Here is a 21808-nt window from a genome sequence, read left to right on the forward strand (position 1 = left end):
AATCAAATAAAGGAAGGGTTCAAAAAGATCAAGCTCACACGAAATCATAGTTTCCAAACGTCCTGCTGGCTATATTGAAACCGATCCCTGTCTGATCTGCAAGCGATGATTTGGAGAAAGTCGCTTGATTTATATCCCTTTAAGCCTTTTGTTACTTAATGAAGCCATTATTCTTTCGGACCTTCAATTGGCCAGTAAAGATGAAATGTCATTCCTCGGTCTGCATTCACTTCCGCCTCTATTGATCCACCATGAAGCGAAATGATTCGCCAACACTTCGATAAGCCAAATCCTAACCCCCGACCGGCTTGTCTTGCAGAAAAGAATGGATCAAACAAATGCTCTTTCTCTTGTTCTGTTAACCCCGGACCGTCATCAACGACTCGGATATGCATAATACGAATCGAATTTTGTGTCATTTCCTCTGCAGAAATCTCAATACAATCACCAGTTTTAAGAACCTGCAAGCTGTTTAGAATCAAATTACTGAGAACGACCTTCCACTGAACTTCATCAGCCCAGATTGCAAGCAAACTCGAAAGCTTTATAGAAACATCAACGCCAGCTTTGGAAATTTTTTCGTTCAAACTGTTTAAAACTTCCTGAGTCATTTCTTGCAAATTGAGTGAAACGGGGTGAGGCGCAGGCGGTCGAGCGAATAACATTGCATCGCCAATCATATCCCGAATGCGGTAAGCTTGCCCTCCAATTGTTGCCAGAGACTGTCTGCGCTGTGGGTCTGTCTCCTCTTTGAGCAGCATCTGCACACGCCCTACAATCGTAGCAACGGGATTGTTAATCTCATGTCCGGCGCCGGCTGCAAATTCAGCCATCGCTTCCAGCTTATCTGAACTGGGTACAATTTTTTGTCCGAAGCTTAAATTCTGATTCGGCTCAGGAAGATTTCCACTTTTTAAAGCAGAATAATTCTGTAGTCTTTGTTCCAATGCTTGAGATAACAATCGCTGACTCAAATTTATCAACTGTGAAATAACAGGAACCTCATCTGTTAATTTCGTTGAAGAAAAAACATAGACTCCTGCAATCTCAGCTTGATCACATGAAAATGAAAAATAATCGAATGCTGTTTCGGAAATCTGACTCAATAACTGCCCTTGTTCAAATACAGATTGAGTCTGCTCTGTAATCGGACGATCTTTTGAGAGCTCTATGCTATCAGTATTAAAACAATGAGCTTCATTTTCAGAAGATCTAAAAATACCAGCAGATAATTTTAAGTTCTCACGCTCTAAAACGGCAAGATAAACTGCTTCAGCAGCCGTTGCTTCACACCAGACTAGAGACAATTCGCTGATCACGGAGCTCAGAGATCGCGCAGGAACCAGTGAAAACAAACGTCTATAATAAGCATCCGGTAATTGACCACCAACGATACCGGCTTCGCTCGACATCTGATACTCCATACAACAGAATTCATGACGATCGGAATAAAACCCGACCATCATGAAACTGATGATTGTGTGATCCCGAAATTAACCGGCAGCGTGAACTGATTCCAGATTCAGAAGCGTGCAAACACGGTCTGCTAATTGTTCTACTTCAAACGGCTTCTGCATGAAGTCATTGGCACCTGCAGCTTTCAGGTCATCAATTTTGTCTGCTTCAACCATACCGCTGATACAGATAATTTTCACATCATCCATAGAGGAGTCAGAGCGAACTCGCTGGCAAACTTCCTTACCGTTAATGTCCGGCAGCATAACGTCCAGAATAATAATATCAGGGTGATATTCCTTCACCATCATCCCAGCATCAAAGCCATTATTGGCAACTCGAATCTCAAACCGGGAATCGGCGTCCAGTACATCTCGGATTAACTCTACCAGCTCTTCATCATCATCAACAATTAAAGCTTTTCGCTTTCCGCTTTCCAAGGCATCGGTAGGAATTCCGTTGTCCTTCATAAATTTAAACAAGACGTCGCGCGGAATTCTGCGAAAGCGAGAACCGGGCACCCGAAACCCTTTTAATTGGCCCGAATCAAAACAGCGGATAATCGTCTGTTGACTCACTTTGCAAATCTTTGCGGCTTCGCCTGTGGTAAAAACCGTTTTCATATTGCTCATCCATCCTTTGAAGACCCGCTCAATTGAGCAGGAAAGACCAAGCGCTTTAAGGTTATTACAACATGCAATAACCGAGCCCCTGCGCATTGATAGCGATGACCCGTTCATCATTACCTCTGCATGAAACTGACATCTCCATAATCAGCCTCTTATCTATTCACCTGAATCCAAGTAAACTGATAAAAAACCGCATCCTCCAAGGTGCAGTCATGTGGCCCGTTTACTTGCCAAACGCTACTGATTTTCCAGACGTCACAAGTATCCTACATAGATACAAACGCCAAAACTTTCAATACCGCTTGACTTTACCAGTATTATCAATAACTCCGATTGTATCTATTCTGACGATATGGTCAACACGCATTCCGGGACTTGAGCCAATAATTGAAATAAATACATACGAAGTAACCACTTACACATAATTAGACCAGTTATTTCATACTATAAATTCAGATAGACTTTCTCAAGACCCACCTGAACATATCAAAAAAAACAGATATATCTGGAGGCTTCAAACAGAAATATGCTGCTAAATTGTAAGGATTTAAGTCGCCATTCGACTTGAGCTATTTAGATATAGTACCAGCACTGTTAAATCAGCCGGGGTGACGCCACTGATTCTACCTGCTTGTCCCACGTTTCTGGGTTTAACTCGAGATAATTTTTCCTTGGCTTCATTACGCAAATTAGGAACAACCTGGTAATCAATATGGTCAGGTATGTGCAGTGCTTCAACATTTTTCTGCTTCTCAATCTCGGCAGTTTGACGACGGATATATCCAGCATACTGCACTTCAATCAGCGTCTGTTGTATGGCACGTTCTGAGAAGTGAAAGTCCTCCAATGCTGGTGCAAACTCACTAATTTGAGTCCAACCAATATCTTGACGACGAAGCCACTCTTCCAAAGTATTGCCTTGATAACGAGTGCTCTGAATAAACTGGGCAGCCTTTTTGAGTTCTGTGTCATACGCTTGGTATTTCTGCCAACGTTCGTTAGAAACAGAACCAATACGACGACCAACAGGCGTCATACGACGATCGGCGTTATCCTGTCTCAGTAATAAACGAAATTCTGCCCGAGAAGTAAACATGCGGTACGGCTCATCCACTCCTTTCGTAACAAGATCGTCAATCAGAACTCCCAAATAAGCCTCATTCCGATCTAAAATAAAATCATCTTTGCGAGCAATTTTCAATGCCGCATTTAGCCCGGCTAACAATCCTTGACCAGCGGCTTCTTCATAACCAGTTGTGCCATTAAGCTGGCCTGCAAAGTAGAGGCCTTCTACTTGTTTCGTTTCAAGGGTTGGGTTCAACTGAGTAGGAGTCGCAAAATCATATTCAACAGCATAGCCATACCGCATAATCTCGGTATTTTCCAGCCCTCGTATAGAATGAATCATCTTGTCTTGCACGTCACGCGGTAGACTTGTAGAAATACCATTGCAGTAATACTCGTTCGTATAACGCCCTTCTGGTTCAAGAAAGATCTGATGAGAGTCACGTTCTGCAAAACGTACTACTTTATCTTCGATCGAAGGACAATAGCGTGGCCCTGTAGAATTGATCTGACCAGAATACATCGGTGCTCGGTCGAGATTTTCATTAATCAACTTATGAACGTAGTCATTCGTCTCTGTCAAATAACAAGACATTTGCGGTTGATTTATTTTTTCTGTCATAAACGAAAACGGTTGGGGATCTTCATCTCCAGGTTGTTCATCGAGCACTGAAAAGTTAATCGTACGACCGTTCAACCGTGCAGGGGTTCCTGTTTTAAAACGCTGAAGCTCAAACCCAAGATGAACCAGGCTATCTGAAAGAGTTCCTGTCGTCCCTTCACCAGCGCGGCCCCCTTTGGTCTTAGCTTCTCCCGTATGCATAATTGCCTGCAGGAATGTTCCTGTTGTGAGAATCACTGCACGACAATGATATTGTGCGTCGCCATGAACTATCACTCCCGAAATCCGATCCTGTTCTACAATCAGCCCCTTGACCATTTCCTGTCTGAGAGTCAGATTTTCCTGTTGCTCAACCTTCCATTTCATGCAGAATTGATAGGCCTTTTTATCTGCTTGCGCACGTGGACTATGCATAGCAGGACCTTTAGAAAGATTGAGCATGCGAAACTGAATTCCCGTTTCATCGATCACACGTCCCATCTCACCACCAAGGGCATCGATTTCACGAACAATTTGCCCCTTAGCAACCCCTCCAATTGCAGGATTACAACTCATCTGACCAACGGTATCGCAGTTCATAGTTAAGAGTGCGGTTTTTGCGCCTAAACGTGCTGCAGCCAATGCTGCTTCACAGCCTGCATGCCCGGCTCCCACGACAACCACATCATATTCATAGTAAACCGACGGACTCATAGTTTTGCTTTGTAAAATAAAAGATCTGTCTTAGCTGAATAGTTTACCCGAATCGGGTAACGACATTTTGAGATGTTCTAATGCTGACATTGTGACGACTCGGCCGCGGGGAGAACGTTGAATAAATCCGCATCGCAATAAAAATGGCTCAACTTCATCTTCTAATGTATCTGCAGGAATATTCAAACTATGACCAAGTGCTTGAACTCCGGCAGGTCCGCCAGAAAATGTTTTGATAAGAGTTTCCAGATAGCGCCTGTCTTGTCGTTCCAGACCAAGCTGATCAATCTCTAACATCTCAAACGCACGGTTCACAACTTCGGTTGTGATCCTTCCATCAGCTTTACTTGTGGCAAAATCACGTGCCCAACGTAAAAGGTTATTGGCTTTACGCGGAGTGCCGCGACTGCGTCTGGCTATCTCAAACGCGGAATCATCAGAAATTTCAGTCCGCAGCTTCTTCGAATTTCTCCGGACAATTTCGATCAATTCATCGTCTTCATAAAAATCCAAATGTTCTCGGCGTACAAATCGGTCGCGTAATGGAGCTGTTAACATACCACTACGTGTTGTTGCACCAATGACTGTGAATTTTTGCAACTTCATATTGACCGTGCGGGCATTGAGACCCTCGCCTAGTGTAATATCAACCCGGAAGTCTTCCATGGCGGGATAGATGAATTCCTCAACTGTCGCCGGCATACGATGAATCTCATCAATAAATAAAAACGAACCATGACTGGCATTTGTCAAGAAAGGCAACAGATCCTTGGGAGCACTTAATGAAGGTCCGGAAGTAATTTGTAACTCAGTTCCCAGTTCTTTGGGCAACACAGAGGCAAGAGTTGTCTTTCCTAATCCGGGTGGACCATCCAGTAAGAGATGCCCCAATGGCTCATTTCGTTTTCTGGTCGCGTCGAGGAAAACTTCTAATCGTTCAACAACCTGTCTTTGCCCAACAACCTCACTAAGCCTTTGAGGTCGTAGCGCATCATCATACTCTGCATCATCGGCCATATAGCCAGTATGCCAAGTATCTTCCGACCCGGAAAAATCGTCTTCCGGGTCATCCTCCCCCTTAATGACGGGCTCACGAACCATGCTATTGTCCAAGTTCTCATGTACAGTGTTAAGGAACTGCTCAGCCCCTGTTCAATTGCCGATATCATAGCAAAAGAACTCCCTTGCCGTAAAACCCAGACAAGAGAGCTCTTAAGAATTGCCGATGCTTTTGCGTAATGATACTGCTTATTGATTGGTCATTTCAGCGTAAGCAACGGTCTGTGCCATGTAAGTAAAGGGAATGATGAAGATCAAACCGATCCCCAAAGTGACCACTGCCCCCAATATCGTAATCAAACCTAACAAAATTGACAGACCAAACAGATTCAGCAGATTACCAGCTGTCACTTTCCGAGCTTCTGAGAATGATTCAATTCCAGGTAAATTCCGATCAACCAGAATAAACGAGTATGGCCAAAACATAAGCGCTACGATAATGCCGGGAATAATCAACAATAAAAACCCCAGAAAAGTGAGTATACCATAGATAATAAAGCAAAGAAACATGCGCCCGAGAAAAGGGCCACAACTAAACATGACGTTCAATTCAGGATTCTCCCCACGGACAATCTTGAGAAAAGTAAGCTGGCCTCCCAACTGAACGTAGAACAAAATTCCATACACTAAAATGTTTTGTAGAAGTGCTACTGGAATTTGAGCCAAAGGAGCCATGTCTCCTCCCACCATCGAAACCAAGGCAACTCCCAGTAGTGCTGCCACGATGCCAATAGCAAAAGCTCCAATAAAGTAAATTAATCCAGCCAGCAATGGTACTCCAAGAACCATACCTAAATTGGCTTTATATACTTCCCACGTACGAGAAAAAACCTCACCAATACTGAAAACGCGTGGCTCCCAACGGCCTCCTTTTCTGCCCGAAGCCTGTAAGGTCTCACCACAGGCCTCGCATTTTATAGCGCCAACACTAACAGGAGCACCGCACATGGGACAGTCAATGGTTTCTTGGTTCAGAAAACTGTCCTCTTCCCTGACCGGGGAATCCGCGAGGAAACTCTGATCCTCACTCACAGGAGATTCACTATCGAATTCACCAAAACCGTCAAACCCATCATCACTAGCAGCGACATCTTCTGGCATGGGCACACTGATCGGTTCTCCACATTGGGGGCATTTGGCTCGACGACCGGCTTTGTCATCAGAAGTTTTCAAGACTTTATTGCAATGCGAGCAACTGAATTCAATCGTCAAGTTTCCACCCCTTAAAACAAGATTTTTGTTTAATCCGCTATGACCTCAGCCATAATTTCATCCGGAATATTAAAGTTCGCAGTTACACTTTGCACATCATCGTGATCTTCTAAAGCTTCCATTAGTTTGAGGACTTTTTTACCGTCATTCACCCCCAGATCGACAGTATTTGCTGGAATCCGTGAAATTTCTGCCAGATTCGTTGGAATTTTTCTGTTTTCAAATTCCTCGGATACGTGTTGGAAAGATTCGACGCTACAGGTAACTTCGAAGACATCACCATTGGCAGAGACATCGTCTGCTCCTGCTTCCAATGCGATCTCAAATAATTCATCTTCAACGACATTCTCTGTGGGAACCAGAAAAAGGCCTTTCCGCTCAAACATCCAGGCAACACAGCCTGTACTGCCAAGATTACCACCGTGTACTTCAAAAATCTTGCGGATCTCTCCAGCGGTACGGTTACGATTTTCAGTCAGGATATCACATAACACCGCCACCCCGGCTGCACCATATCCCTCATAGACGAGCTCTTCAAATTTTTCTCCAGTTAACTCGCCACACCCTTTTTTCACCGCGCGATCAATGTTTTCCTTGGGCATACTCGCTTTGCGGGCTTTATCAATTGCATACCGCAAGGCTAAGTTCATAGCAGGATCTCCCCCACCATGTTGTGCCGCCACGATAATCGCGCGGCTCAATTTGCCGAACAGTTTACCCCGCTTTTTATCAATCACCCCTTTCTTAGCGGCGATATTTGCCCAATGTGAATGCCCTGCCATTTATAAATTCGCTCAGTTGAATAAAAGTGATTAACCTGCGTCAGAATAACACAGGCAAGAAATAAGTTAACGCGATATTATCAGATTCGCTAGCTTGAAAAAAATGATTATTGATCGAGTTTTTGCTGAATCTGTTCAATCATTTTTGCATCGGGTGGAGAAGATTTTTGTGCTTCCTCTAATGCCGACTTCCAGAGTTCCTTCGCTTTTTCCGTTTTTCCCAGTTTGTGATAACAGTCTGCTAAATGATCTAGAATCGTACTGTCTCCTCCCCCAGGTAATTTACTGGCTTTCTCAAGATATTCGAGCGCTTCTTCATACTTTTGCCGTTTAAATAAAACCCACCCCATACTGTCGAGATAAGCCATATTATTAGGCTCTGACTTCAAAGCAATTCGTATCATCTTTTCCGCTTTTTCCAGATTTTTGCCTTGGTCAGCATAGAGATAGCCCAGGTCATTATTGATAGAAGGGTTTTCTGGATCTTCAGCAAGCATCTCTTCAAGAATTGCTTCCCCTTTAGCAAGATCACCTTGTTGTACGTAGACATTGGAAAGCATCATCTTAACCTGATATACCCGTTCCTTCTGCCTTGGGTACTTCTTGAGAAAATTCTGTAGTTGTACGATTGCATTTTTCCAATCGCGATTATGATAATAGATCCAGGCATGTTGGTAATCTAGCAACGGAAACTTAGGTGCTGTCTGTCGAGCTTCTGCATTCACCTTGAGCGCTGCTTCTGTTTCACCATTGCGCTCACGTGCATCTGCCAAAAAATATAATAAGTTATTGCGCTGCGGTGCCAGTAAAGGATTTTCGACGGCCTTTTGCAACAACATCGAGAGCTCCCCATATTGATTTTCCTCTCTCAATAGTTGGCTGTATTCCTGTAGTATGAGTAATGTCCAATTACCTCTAATTTGTGGTTTGGCGTGCCTTTCTGCAGAGTCCATCGCAAACTGATAGAACTCACGTGCTGCTTTATCTTGGTGAGCTTCGGCTGCTAATTTTGCTATAATAAATCCAGAAAAGACATCGACCCCTGGTGGATTTTTCGCTTTCAATTTTTGTGCCTCAGCAATCAAGGCTCTTACGAACTTTTCATCTTTAGACATCTCCTGTAAATTCGATTGAATCTTCTGGATTCCATCTCCAGTTTGGATAGCTTTGGATAGCGTTGCAATCAGCTTCTCATATTTGTGATTCTTTTGATACAAAGTAATCAAACCAGCCAAACCTTCCGAATCGGATGATTTACCGATTGAATCCAAATATGTTTTTTCTGCTTCGTCAAAACGTCCTTGAGCTCCATATTGTTCTGCCAGGTAGTAGTGAAGCGTGCGATTAAATCGATCCTTTTGTGCCAGTTTTTCCAGCTTAGGAATCAGTTCATCTGAACGATTCAGTGCTTTTAATATTTCTGCAAGAAATTCATAAGCCTTACGGCCTTTTGATTGTAGTTGCTCATCGTAATAAACTTGTAATGCATTAAGTGCTTTCTGGTACTGTTTAGATCGAAAGTACACCTGGGCCAGATGATATTTCAGGACACCAGGTCGCCCTTTTTGTGACTCTGCTGCTTTGTTGAATGCTTCGACTGCGCGCTTCAGTCGGTCAGTCTCAAGAAAAGACTGCCCCATTCTCTCAAAGAGCTTCCCCTGCTTAGCTTCAAGTTGAGAACGAGAATTATACTCAAAAGTATATTGGTCGGGATTCGACAATGCATTGAAGACAACCTCCCAACACTGAGCCGCTTCCTCATTCTTCCCCAATCGTTCATAGAGATTTGCCTGATCGTGCTTGATAATTACATACACACCAGATTTTTTATCGATGGATGGTGAATCAGATGCTTTTTTCAGAAACGTAACTGCCTCTTCGAAACGCCCCTGACCTGCCATATGTAAACCCAGCTTTCGCATGAGTTCATAATCTTCTGGATCAAGTTCAACCGCTTTCTGAGCGTATTTAATCGCTTCGTCAGTCTTATCTAATCCTGAAGCCAACCTGATTAACACTCGATAAATTTCGACCGAATTGGGATTCAATTCCATGGCCTTCTTGTAGGCTTCGTAAGCTCCTATGAAATCATTACGGGCCTCACGCATACGACCTGTCATATACCAGGCAGCGGAGTCGACTTCTTTTAACTCGTCAGGAGTGCGAGGTTTGAGAGGTGTAAGGGGCAGTACAACATCATCTGCAATCCCTTCTTCCAGAGAGAATACTTTAGGTGTGGACTGCTTTTGTGTCTGTTTCGCTGCCTCTTTCTTATCGGGCATCTTGGCAGAAAGAGGAATTAAGGCGTTAAATACCAATAAACCAGGTAACAACATGAACTGGCAAGCTAAAATGATTACCATCTTCGGAAAACCGCACATCTTCAAGCTCCATTATCTGAAACAGAGATTACTTATTCTTTACCCGAAACGAATTGCTGCATCTAATAAGAACAAGAATCGAGACTTTCCATTGTAACGCCTCTTCCCCAGCTCCTCCAAGTCTGCTTTCTGTGGATTCCATTATTTTAGTATAGGGAAATACGAGATGTTAGGCAGGGAAAAGCAGAACTGACGGACAATACCGGCATTAAGACAGTCAGTAGTAATCGAATGGCAAGCTAAGTTAAGAAATTAAAATTCCAACAGATCATTTTTTGGCAGAAGAGGATTTCTTTTTTGTCACTTTTTTTCTGGATGAAGTTCGCTTTGCTGGAACTTTTTTCTTGGCTGTTTTTTTTGTCACTTTTTTGGTTGCTTTTTTCTTAGCTTTGGTGGGTACTTTCTTTTTCACTTTTGTAGTTGTTTTTTTCGTTTTCGTGGGCGCTTTCTTCTTCTTTCTTGTCACTCTTTTTTTCTGTTTGGAAAGTGGATTCGCAAATAATTCCTCCAGCCGACCAGGGGCCTGTTTTAGATCCACGCCTTCTTCAGGCAACGGATTCTTAACTAAATTGAAGTCAGCAGCAAGTTCTTCATCTGTCGCCAGACATCGTAATAAATGACTGAATAACGGAGCGTCTGTCTTACGGACACTTGATTTTAAGCTATCGCTAGCTGTTTCTATTGATTCCTCAACAGATAGCAACCCCAACCATTTAGTAGCATTTAAAATTTTCTCATCTGCCGGTACGGAATGGCTCCCCAAAACTACCTGTAAAGTATGATTGAGAACAAAAGGGGTCAAAGCTTTCATTCTCGTTAATTGCTTTTGTGCCTGCTCTAACGTCTTCTTTCTCAATAACTCTAAGTCAAAACAAAATTCTTTGTCGAACACATATTGTAAGACTGATCTGATTCGATATGCCTTCCATTCCGCATCAATGTCTGATGAAAACACCGCTTCTAATTCGGAAATCGTGCTGACTCGAATTTCATTCAAATCATGAAAACCTTCCAGAAGTGAATCAAACATTTCATCAGCCTGTGAATTCGTTGTATTCTCCAGACAAATGGCGTGTAACATTGTTTCCAATACAGGCCGATCATACTTGGGTAACGTCGCTGAATACCTTTTCTTAAGCAGAGTGATCAGCTTCTTACAAATAGCCTGTTTATCTGATGTTGAAATTTTTTTGGCAACCATATTTGTCTAAACAATATTTGAGATAGTTCAAATGGAAAGTAACGAAAACAACTCTTTCATATACGGAAATTTCACCAACTAATCCACATGAGATCCTTCTTCAGTGATTTGATCATCTTGCTCTGAGGCCCCCTTCGTCAACTCTTCCGCTTCTCTCTCAACCTGTAGTTCATCTAAAATACGAAGTGCTTCTACCGAATCTTTCACAGCGGAATCCAAAACAAATTTGATCACAGGTGTATATCGGGTTTGAATTCGATCAGCAATTTTGGACTGAATAAACCCTTTTGCTGATTCCAATCCATGTAAACAAAGTGCTTGCGTTTTTTCATCCCCCATGATCGAAATGTAGATCTTGGCTGACTGCACATCCGGTGCGACATCAACATGCAAAACTGTTACATTCTGAATGCGAGGATCGCGTAAATGCAGCAGAATCGTTGTACTAACTGTTTCTAATATCGCCTGAGCGATTTTTGCTAATCGACGTGATGTCATTCAGTCCCCGCGAGCATTCACTATTCGGTTCGGCTCAATTCTACTAATATTTAAGAAGTAGAATCGAGAGTTCGTTTCACTTCGTTAATCCGGAATGCCTCCAGCAAGTCCCCCTCTTTAATATCATTAAACCCGGCTAACAAAATCCCACATTCCATACCTTCGCGAACTTCCTTAGTATCATCCTTTTCTCTCTTTAATGATGCAATGGGGTACTGATTGAGGATCTTCTGGTCGCGTATCACATGCACTCTGTCATTTCGATTTATTGTTCCATTGAGAACACGGCAGCCTGCAATTTTTCCAAAACGACTGATTGAAAACGTCTGCAAAACCAATGCACGACCTGTTTGCTCTTGCACCAGTTCAGGTCGTAACAAGCCTTCGAGTGATTGTCTGATATCATCTACGACTTCGTAAATAATACTATAACGACGAATTTCAACACCTTCCTGGACCGCTAGATTTTTCGCCCGATCTTCAGCAACCACATGAAATGCAATAATAATGGCATCGGATGCCGTCGCCAAATAAACATCACTTTCGTTGACGCCTCCTACCCCTTCATGCAAAATTTTCACCCGTACTTCGGGATGTTCGAATTTACTAATTTCGCTACGGATCGCCTCTAAAGATCCCGGTGTATCTGCCTTGATGATCAGTGATAGATCTTCAATTTCTCCTTCGCGAACAGAACCCATAATGTCATCGAGTGTTCGTGGGCCACCACTGTGCCTTGCCAAAGTATCAGTTCGTCCCTCATGACGCCTTTCTTCGGCCAGTTCCCTAGCCTGTTCAATATCAGACAATACAGCAAAATGATCACCTGCTCCAGGTACACTATCCAAACCGGTTACTTTTACAGGTAATGAAGGTGGTGCCTCTTCCAGTTGTTGGTCCCTGTCATCGTACATGGCACGAATATATCCATAGGACTTTCCACAGACTACAGCATCACCAATACGTAACGTCCCTTTTTGGACGATTAACCAGGCAACCGAGCCACGACCTTCATCTCGGAAACCTTCCAGACATACGCCTACAGCAGGTCGATTTGGGTTGGCCTTAAGTTCATGTAATTCCGCTGTTAGTAATAACGTTTCCAGCAAGTTGTCTAAACCAGTGCCATTCAAAGCTGATACACGAACAACTTCGGTTTCCCCTCCCCACTCCGAGGGAAGCACGTCTTGTGCGGCAAGATCTGTCAATACTTTTTGTTCGTTAATTTCTGGTAGATCAATCTTATTCATGGCAACTACCATCGGCACGCCAGATGCTTTGACATGGCTAATACTTTCAGCAGTTTGAGGCATCACCCCATCATCAGCTGCAACAACCAGCACAACCATATCAGTAACGTTCGCACCACGAGAACGCATTTCACTAAAAGCAGCGTGCCCGGGTGTATCTACAAATGTCAGTTTATGGTTATTATGCTCGACTTGATACGCTGCGATATGCTGAGTAATTCCACCGGCTTCACCTTCTACCACTTTGGAATTTCGAAGAGAATCAACTAGAGTTGTCTTACCATGGTCAACATGTCCTAATACCGTAATAATAGGAGGGCGTGTAATGAGATCTTCTGAAGCATCTTCCTGCTCAATAATCTCATTGACTGTCTCCTCAATTCCTTTTTGCCTTTTGAAGGTCAGATCCACGCCTAATTCTAATGCCACAGCTAAAGCAGTCTCTTCTTCAATGATTTGGTTGATGGTTACCATCTCACCAAATTCTTTAAACATAATTGACATGATGGCTTTTGCAGGACGCCCCATTGCTTCCGATAGACTGCGGACAGTGATAGGCAATTCTACCTCTGCTTCTGTCTTGTGAACAATATTACTAGAATCCTGTTTCCGCTTTGTGCGACGGGGACGACGCCCCACTGTTTCCTGCTGTTCCGTTCCATCAGGAGCAAAGACGCGACGGCCTTCTTTACGCTGTTCACGACGCTGTTTTCGTGCTTCGACCAGACTAATACTTCCACGACGTTGCTTAGAATCCTCATCCTGTGGATCGCGATCTTTGTCTCGCTTTTTCTGTTCTGTATGTTGTGCCAGATGTGCAGCCAGCGGACTCTTCTGCTCTAGAATATCAGCAGTCAAACGAACCTCAGGTTTTTGCGCCTTCTCTTCTTTTTTCTTTGCTTTGGGAATCACAGGTTGTTTGTAGGCAGGAGGAGCAGCTACTGTAGGCAATGCTGATTTAGATTTTGCTTTGGATTGTTGTTTCCCAGAACGTGTAGATCCTCGAGGTTTCATTTCACGTATGGTGGAAGAGGGAGCCGCTCCCCCAGCAGGAACATAGTCATCACGGCTAAGAGCTTGATCATCCCCTTCGCCGTTATCTTCTTTCGACGAACGTCCGCCCGCCATACGTTGTATAGAATCAGGTCGAGCTTGGGCATCTTCAGGCTGATCAAGCTCAGAAGACGCCCCTTCAACTACAGCTGTTTCTGGCTCTTCCTCCGTTTCATGAGTCTCTACACTCGGTTTGTCTTCCTGCTGACTCGAACGCTCTTCTGTATTTTTTTCCTTTGAGACTGATTTTTGTGATACAGAACGAGAAGGTTGAGAACGAGATGTCATCGCCTTGATCGTTCGCAACTTTGTCTGTTCCCGTTGAGGGGTCAGAGTTGCCTGGTCTTCCACATCTGCAGATGGACTATCAGAAGGCTGTTTATTCTTGTTCAAATATTCAATAACAATGTCACGTTCTTCGGGCGTAATGCTGGCCAAAGCGGAGTTTTTCAGCTTCACCCCAGCTTGGTTACATTCATCGATCAGCACTTTGCTGTCCATTCCCAACTCTTTTGCAAGAGCAAAAATACGAATCTTCAACAGCCCTTCTCCCGTGAACAATTCTGCAAAACGTTTTCAAAACAAAAACGAACTGAAACGCATTGCTTGATGGGGCAATTACCCCATAACACTTACTCGTAATAAAACGATTTAATCCTGCTTTTCTGTAGAATCTTCCGTTGTCTTTTCAACATTGACCGGTTCTTGATCTGAACCAGTTTCTTCTTCTAAACTTGTCGTTATCTCTGAAGCGTTGACGTCTTCTTCAGCAGATGTTTCTGCAGTATCGTCAGCTTCAAGATTCTCTGGTTCTTGACTTTCTATCGCGTCAGTCGCATCAGTCTCTGTAGAGGCACTTACTGGCACATTTTCTATTTCTGTCGTAGCTTCTACTTCGTTGGCAGCAACTGGATGCTCTTTCTTCGCGGCACGCATCGCATCTTCTTCTGCCTCGACACGCTCGCTTTCACGATCAGCTACTTCAACAATCTGTTCACACTGCTCAGCTGTAAGACCTCCCAACTCAGCTAACTGGTCAGGTTCAATCACAGATAAATCATAGTAACTAAAGAATCCTTGTGAGACTAAACTCTCAGCCAATTCTTCAGAGACTCCAGGAATCGAAGAGAAAGCTTCTACTGTTTTATCTAACTGTTCGTCTAACTCAGCTTGAGTCATCACTTCGATGTCCCAGCCGACCAGTTTAGACGCCAGACGCACATTCTGTCCTTTTCTACCAATGGCCAGAGGAAGTTGATCATCACGCACGAGTACAATCACACGCCCCAACATGGGACACAAAATGACGTCTTCTACTTCGGCTGGTTGCAGTGAATTGGGAACCAATACCTGAAGCGAATCATTCCAACGAACAATATCAATGCGCTCACCAGCAAGCTCATCCACAATATTCTTAATCCGGGCTCCCCGCATACCAACACAAGCGCCAACACAATCAATACTGCTATCAATACAGGAAACAGCAACTTTTGACCGGTAACCAGCCTCGCGTGCCAAAGAACGAACATCAATAATACGATCTGAGACTTCAGGAATTTCCAGTTCAAATAATCGACGCACCATATCCGGGTGTGTTCGGGAAAGAATCACTTTAACACGACTTCCCGCCTTGCGAACATCCAGAACAATTGCCCGCACGCGATCACCAACTCGAAACGATTCGCCAGGAATCTGTTCACCACGAGGAAGAATACCTTCGATCTTCCCCAAGTTGATAAGCACTGCTCCCCCTTCGACACGGGATACAGTGCCCGAAACCGACTGGTGTTGCATTTCCAAGTATTCATCAAATACCGAATCACGTTCTGCTTCACGGATTTTTTGAATCATTACCTGCTTAGCAGTTTGAGCAGCAACACGCCCCAGAATTTCACCAAGAATGTCTTGAGCTAACTCTTCAGAATCACAATATACGGTCGGCTCACCAGAATCACGATCAATTTCAACTGTCAGTTCGTGATCATCCCCAAAATGCCTGCGCGCAGCGGATAAGATGGCCTGTTCAATCCCACCAAACACGATTTCTTTATCAATGCTTTTATCGCGTTGAATGGCATCAACAATCCGAAGAACTTCCTTACCGTCCATAATGTGTTTCCTTCATTCGACAGTTGATGTGAACCAACTGACTCGAAAACTACTCAACCAAGACCTAATTCGGCCAAATCTATTTATATTGATTGTTAGATATCACAGAAATTCAACTTTCAAGATATCACTATTAACAAAAAAAAGCGGGAACATGCCCACTTTATGACTACCTGCACCATCGCAAAACGACAGCCTGGCAGAGCCGCGATGTTGTTTCCAATACAACAAACACGACCATCGGATTGGTGAGCAAATGCTCGAATTCCAACCAGCCTACATATCAGAGGACTCCATTCGAGTTTACGAATGACGATTCATCACAAAGAAGCAGCAGTCAAGTTGACTAGCTCGATCCCTTGCAAACATACCCACATACTGAACGCCAGTATGCAAAACAATTGCGCACAAAGTACCCTTAAGCAGAATACTCTGTTATCAGGTGAAATTAATCTCCTCAGGTTGAGATGTCAAGCACCGCAGCCAACTATTTCACAACGACTTAGTTCATAAATCCCAGAATGAAATTATATCAGCACAAAATGAACACATTTACACACGCCCTCAATCAAAGAAAGTCTTGAGTAAACTTTTGATAGGATCAATTTGTACGATTTCTATTCCTTGTACAAAGATTGATCTCCATCGAAGATGAAAACTACTATAGTATTGTGACGAAATCACGACTGTAGTGATACTTATTCACGCTTAACTCAGCTTGTTAATATGAGAACAGACACTCACTTTCCAAAGGACACCCCCAAAATGTCTCGTATATTCCCTCTGTTGTTGATTTGCTTTGGAGTTCCATTCACTGCGACTGCACAGCTACAGAATTCAAATGACCCATTTGCACAACAAAAGATGCAAGCCGATCAAGCTCAGCGAAAAGGGGATTTCGCAAAATCAATTGAATTGGCCTCACAAGTTTTACAACAAAAGCCCAATGACGATGTCGCCTACTATCTTCGGGCTAGCGCCCGAGTCGAACTAGGAAGAGCAGAGGGAAACACAAAAACCATTAGAGATGGGGTAGGCGATGCACGCGAAGCCATCCGCTTCAGCCAGAACAAAAATGTCAACTACTACCTCCCCTATCTATATGGGATGATGAACCTGGCGGTGATGGAAAACAAAAAAAGCCATGCTGAGACAGCTCTGAACGTTGCAAATCAAATCCTGGCACGCCCGAATCTGACCCCCGAAGAACGAGCTAATTTCCACTACCAGAGGGGAATGATCTATTTGCCGCTCAATCGACCTCAGGAAGCTGCAAAAGATTTTACTGAAACAATCAAACTTTCTCCAAATCATATCGCCGCCTTATTAGCACTACCTGATGCCTATGCTTTGGCAGGAAACAATGAAATGGCATTGGCCAGCTTCAACCAGGTGATTCAAAAGCAACCCAATTCTCCCGTCGTTTACAATAATCGCGCTATGTTTTATCAACAGCAAGGAAAAATCCAGGAAGCAATTAATGACTTTTCTCGAGCAATCCAAATCGACCCGAAATACCATCATGCTATCACCAACCGGGGCTTTGCATACTTGGAAGGAGGCAAACCTCAAACGGCTGAATCAGACCTGACACAATCATTGTCGATTGTCCCCAACCAACCGTTTGTTCTGGGTATGCGGGGTGAGGCCAGACTTCTGCAAGGAAAAATCACTCAAGCAATTGAGGACCAGAAACAGGCAGTAAAACTGGATCCATCGAATGCAGCATTACGCTCTGACTTAGGATTTTCTTACTTCTTCAGTCAGAATTTTCCCGAAGCACTAGTGGAGTTTAATCAGGCTGCACAACTGGCTCCACAACAAATGAAAGTATTAGACCCTTGGATTTACACTGCAATGGTACGCAGCAATCAAAAGGCAGCAGCCGATACGAAATTCCAATCGATCCTGGCCAAAAGACCGGAAACTCGAGATTCCGTTGATACGCTTCTCGCCTTTTTAATGGGTAAAATCTCTGAAACTGAGCTGCTAAAATCAATTGATCCCAAAGACCCGCAACGGGCAAAAGCCCAAACATGCGAAGCATATTACTTCATTGGGCAAAAAGCATTGATGTCGGGGAACAGTGCAGCAGCAACTCAGAATTTCCAGCAGGCTCTCAACACAAACATGAAAAACTTGTCTGCATATCGTGGTGCACAGTTTGCATTAAAGAAGTTCTAAATAAACATAGCCTCGGAAAGATTTTCCAAGGCTATGTATTTCATAATTTAATGCTAGCAAATTCAGGCGCCGCAAATCACTGAGGCACTGGCTTGACCACATGTTGTTGTGCTAATTTTTAAGAACAGCTTATTATTCGTTGCCAGTGGTTCATTTCGAACGACATTTAATGGACAATCAGGATCCGGTTCTTCGTAATTCAGTGTGGCAGGAATGAGCCCCTGCTTCAAAGCTACCAGCGAACCACTGGCTTCAACGATTCCACAAGCAGAACCAGAATTTCCAAAATAGCTCTTAAGTGCCGTTACTGGAATTTCTGTTGCTTTGTCACCAAAGACATCCTGAATCGCCTGAAACTCCTTCACATCAAAGACAGTGTCACCAAGACCATGAGCATTAATGTGTCCAATATCATCAGGCTGAACTCCAGCTCTATTTAAAGCAGCTTTAATCGAGTTCGTAATGGCTGTTCTGACATCTGGCTCTCCACTCGGCTTAAGCACACAAGAGGCACCTGTTCCCAAGAGCTCACCCCAGATTTTTGCACCACGCTTTTCAGCATGTGATTTTTCTTCAAGCAGCAGTGAACAAGCGGCCTCGCCAACAACCTGACCCGTTCGTCCTTTGTCAAACGGTCGAGATCGTTTTGAATACTCGGCAGGCGAATCTGCTAACTGGTCCCAGAACTTAGCATGAATCGATTTTACTTCATGCACACGCGTCCCTGTTACACCTGCAATCATGACGTCAGCCCACCCACGTTCAATGACGCGTTGTGCTTCCCCAAGCACCAGGTTCCCGGACGCTTCAGCCTGAGTGATCGAATTATTAGGTCCACGAGCATCAATGATAATACCGATGTGGCAGGCTGGCATATTGGGGAGGTACTTCAATAACCAGAGCGGCTCCATCTTAGGTAGCCCGTCAGCACCCCAATGATCATATTTGAACTCAGTCCCCTCAGTACTCGCCATACAGGCCCCGTAAAGTACAGACGGTGGGCTCAACATTAAGTTTGCCCCAAATTCGATCCCAAAACGCTCACTATCAATCGTGCTTAGATCCAATTCAGAATCTTCCATTGCTAAATTAGCGGAAGCGACACCCATTTGGATCTCACGGCACATCACCTTGATACTTTTTCGCTGCTTTTTAAGATATTGCTTCTTTGCAGAAGATTCAGTGAAATCTGAAACTTCGCCAACACCAATATCTGGCACTGCCAAGTAAGAGTACAATTCCGATTTTTTGATACCCGATTTTCCAGACAGCAAACTATCCTGAAAGGCTTCTACTCCAACCCCAATGGGACTGAGGATGCCCATTCCTGTTATCAGAATTCGTGGTTGTGATTCCGTATTCATTTGAATCTCTTTAGAAAGTCCCGCTTACACTTCGCGTCAGCCATTTATGATTAACGTACCATCATCGTAGAAAATAATTCCCTGCAGGCAAGACCCTGGCCTATTTCGGTACGAGAATCCACTGACCCATATATCATAGCTAAAAAAGTAGAATTTGTGGAGTTACCCCTTCGCTGTCTGACCTCCTGCCTGAACCCAAGAAAGCAGTAAAATCAAACATGTATACACTATTCATACATCCTCAAGCAACTGATGACATGGGATAGCTAAGACAATCGAGGCCTGATTTTCAACCCTGAAGCAATAACGAGATACAGAATAATTCGGGAAAATTCACCTTACTCGGAGAAGGCCTGAAGACAACCGACATCAAGAATCATGTGATCACTGACCCAGCACACTTAAAAGCAATAGCCATCTATGGTGCGTTTTGAAGAACTAAACACGCATTATGCCCGCCGAATCCAAAACTATTCTTCAATATTCGATTAATTTTCATCTCACGCGGCTCTTGAGGAATGTAGTCGAGATTACATTTTTCATCAGGTTCATCTAGGTTAACCGTAGGAGGAGCAGTCTGTTCTTGCAGCGCTTTGACAGCGACAACAAACTCAACCCCACCTGACGCACCTAACAAATGACCTAAATGACCTTTGGTACTGGAAACAGGCATCTTTTTTACATGCGCGCCGAAAACAGTATTAATGGCTGCAGTTTCTGCAACATCGCCCAAAGGAGTGCTTGTCCCGTGTGTATTGATGTAGTCGATATCTTCGTTATTGATACCAGCATCTCTAATCGCATTCTGCATAGCACGCCCTGCCCCACGACCTTCGGGATCAGGAGCCGTCATATGCGAACCATCAGCCGACATTCCATAACCTATGACTTCCGCCAGGATGGGAATGCCACGTTTTTTGGCATGTTCGTACTCTTCAAGTACAATAATGCCAGCCCCTTCAGCTATCACAAAACCATCTCGATCACGATCAAAAGGACGGCTGGCAGACTGTGGATCATCATTACGAGTCGAAAGCGCATTCATGCGAGCAAAGCCAGAAAGCCCCATCGGCGTCACAGCCGCTTCGCTGCCACCCGTTACCATAATATCCGCAACGTCATTTTGAATTAACTTAAATGCATCTCCAATCGCATTTGTCGCAGATGCACAGGCCGTAGCAACAGCGCTGTTCGGCCCTTTTAATTTATAAGTCACCGAAATATTTCCACTGGCGGCATTGACCATCAGCTTGGGAATCATAAACGGCGAAACTCGGGTTGGACCCTGGTTATAAAGACGATCGTGCTGATTTTCGATTTCGTTCAGACCACCAATCCCACTCCCTACCAGAACCCCCCTGCGATAGGGATCACTATCAAAATCTTCCAATTGTGCCTGTCGGTAAGCAATATGAGCGCCAACAAGACCGAATTGTACAAAACGATCAACACGTTTCAGATCTTTCGCCGTGAGATTAGTATATTCAGTAGCATCAAAATCTTTGACTTCGCCACCGAAGCGCACTTTGTAATCGGAACAATCAAAGCGCTCCACGGGACCAATTCCACTTTTACCCGCGCATATTTTGTCCCAAAACTCTGAGACATCTAAACCCAAAGCCGTTACAACAGACACCCCGGTAACGACGACTCTCCTGCGCATTCGAGAACACTTCCTACAATGAAAAGACAGGACACTATAAAATCAAAACAACTGGACAAGAGCGCTGAGAAATGATTGCCTCTAATTAACTGGCTTTCTCAGTAATATATCCAACAACATCGCCTACTGTTTTAATTTTGTCATAATCATCATCGGGAATCGTGACATCAAACTCGTCTTCAAATTCCATAACGAGTTCAACGATGTCTAGTGAGTCAGCCTTTAAGTCATCGATAAATTTACTGTCCAGAGTAATATCTTCTTTTGGATGGCCCAACTGTTCGCTAACGATACCAACCACTTTTTCTTCGATTGACACTCTTTTTCTCCTTCACCGTCTTAGTGATTCTTAATCTTAAGTATGGCTGGAAACATCTTTACCAAACCAACTTGGATGTATTCGCTAATAGCTGTAGCGATGATATATCCAGTTTCCCTAATTATGTAAACCTTAAAATGGGACAAGAATTATTAGTCTTGTCTACTCCACCAAAGTTATCTCATAATTTGAGCAGAGTTATATTTCCAGTCTGAGAACATACGATTTTAGGTTCTCTTGAATATTCTTTCAGTGATCGTTGTAAGTTG

The 21808-nt window shown here is 43.7% G+C and carries 15 protein-coding genes; 1 reads left to right on the top strand and 14 read right to left on the bottom strand.

The window, feature by feature from the left end; translation table 11 throughout:
* Positions 1 to 167: 167 nt before the first annotated feature.
* The 11 genes from V202x_RS24400 to nusA form a co-directional block, all read right to left on the bottom strand.
* On the bottom strand, positions 168 to 1412 hold the full coding sequence (locus V202x_RS24400; protein WP_197993079.1) for a sensor histidine kinase: 1245 nt from the start codon (positions 1410 to 1412) through the stop codon (positions 168 to 170).
* 81 nt (positions 1413 to 1493) lie between these two features.
* The gene (locus V202x_RS24405; RefSeq protein ID WP_144988164.1) at positions 1494 to 2078 is read right to left on the bottom strand and encodes a response regulator; all 585 of its coding nucleotides are present in this window, start codon (positions 2076 to 2078) and stop codon (positions 1494 to 1496) included.
* Between the two features lie 553 nt (positions 2079 to 2631).
* Positions 2632 to 4464 carry a tRNA uridine-5-carboxymethylaminomethyl(34) synthesis enzyme MnmG gene (mnmG, locus tag V202x_RS24410; protein ID WP_145179413.1) on the bottom strand — a complete coding sequence of 611 codons (1833 nt, stop codon included), beginning with the start codon at positions 4462 to 4464 and terminating at the stop codon, positions 2632 to 2634.
* Positions 4465 to 4494: 30 nt separating this feature from the next.
* Positions 4495 to 5565, bottom strand: a complete 1071-nt coding sequence (gene ruvB, locus V202x_RS24415) for a Holliday junction branch migration DNA helicase RuvB (RefSeq protein WP_145179414.1) — start codon at positions 5563 to 5565, stop codon at positions 4495 to 4497.
* A 147-nt stretch (positions 5566 to 5712) separates the two neighbouring features.
* Positions 5713 to 6735 (bottom strand): hypothetical protein, encoded by a 1023-nt coding sequence (locus V202x_RS24420; protein WP_145179415.1) that lies wholly within the window; start codon positions 6733 to 6735, stop codon positions 5713 to 5715.
* 29 nt (positions 6736 to 6764) lie between these two features.
* A complete protein-coding gene (locus tag V202x_RS24425; protein ID WP_145179416.1) occupies positions 6765 to 7517 on the bottom strand; it encodes a YebC/PmpR family DNA-binding transcriptional regulator in 753 nt (250 codons plus the stop codon).
* Positions 7518 to 7624: 107 nt separating this feature from the next.
* Positions 7625 to 9898: a tetratricopeptide repeat protein gene (locus V202x_RS24430; RefSeq protein WP_145179417.1), complete on the bottom strand. Its 2274-nt coding sequence runs from the start codon at positions 9896 to 9898 to the stop codon at positions 7625 to 7627.
* 268 nt (positions 9899 to 10166) lie between these two features.
* Positions 10167 to 11099, bottom strand: a complete 933-nt coding sequence (locus V202x_RS24435) for a hypothetical protein (RefSeq protein WP_145179418.1) — start codon at positions 11097 to 11099, stop codon at positions 10167 to 10169.
* 78 nt (positions 11100 to 11177) lie between these two features.
* Positions 11178 to 11597, bottom strand: coding sequence for a 30S ribosome-binding factor RbfA (gene rbfA / locus V202x_RS24440; RefSeq protein ID WP_145179419.1), 420 nt, complete (start codon positions 11595 to 11597; stop codon positions 11178 to 11180).
* Positions 11598 to 11647: 50 nt separating this feature from the next.
* Entirely contained in the window at positions 11648 to 14440 is a 2793-nt protein-coding gene (infB, locus tag V202x_RS24445; protein ID WP_145179420.1) for a translation initiation factor IF-2, read from the bottom strand.
* A gap of 111 nt (positions 14441 to 14551) precedes the next feature.
* Positions 14552 to 16009, bottom strand: a complete 1458-nt coding sequence (gene nusA / locus V202x_RS24450) for a transcription termination factor NusA (protein ID WP_145179421.1) — start codon at positions 16007 to 16009, stop codon at positions 14552 to 14554.
* 765 nt (positions 16010 to 16774) lie between these two features.
* Here nusA and V202x_RS24455 point away from each other — a divergent pair.
* A complete protein-coding gene (locus V202x_RS24455; RefSeq protein WP_197993080.1) occupies positions 16775 to 18193 on the top strand; it encodes a tetratricopeptide repeat protein in 1419 nt (472 codons plus the stop codon).
* Positions 18194 to 18255: 62 nt separating this feature from the next.
* Here V202x_RS24455 and V202x_RS24460 read toward each other — a convergent pair whose 3' ends face one another.
* The 3 genes from V202x_RS24460 to acpP form a co-directional block, all read right to left on the bottom strand.
* On the bottom strand, positions 18256 to 19557 hold the full coding sequence (locus V202x_RS24460; protein WP_145179423.1) for a beta-ketoacyl-[acyl-carrier-protein] synthase family protein: 1302 nt from the start codon (positions 19555 to 19557) through the stop codon (positions 18256 to 18258).
* Positions 19558 to 19975: 418 nt separating this feature from the next.
* A complete protein-coding gene (fabF, locus tag V202x_RS24465; protein ID WP_145179424.1) occupies positions 19976 to 21220 on the bottom strand; it encodes a beta-ketoacyl-ACP synthase II in 1245 nt (414 codons plus the stop codon).
* 85 nt (positions 21221 to 21305) lie between these two features.
* Positions 21306 to 21539, bottom strand: a complete 234-nt coding sequence (gene acpP, locus V202x_RS24470) for an acyl carrier protein (protein WP_002649181.1) — start codon at positions 21537 to 21539, stop codon at positions 21306 to 21308.
* Positions 21540 to 21808: the final 269 nt, after the last annotated feature.

The sequence above is a fragment of the Gimesia aquarii genome (assembly GCF_007748175.1).
GTDB lineage: Bacteria > Planctomycetota > Planctomycetia > Planctomycetales > Planctomycetaceae > Gimesia > Gimesia aquarii_A.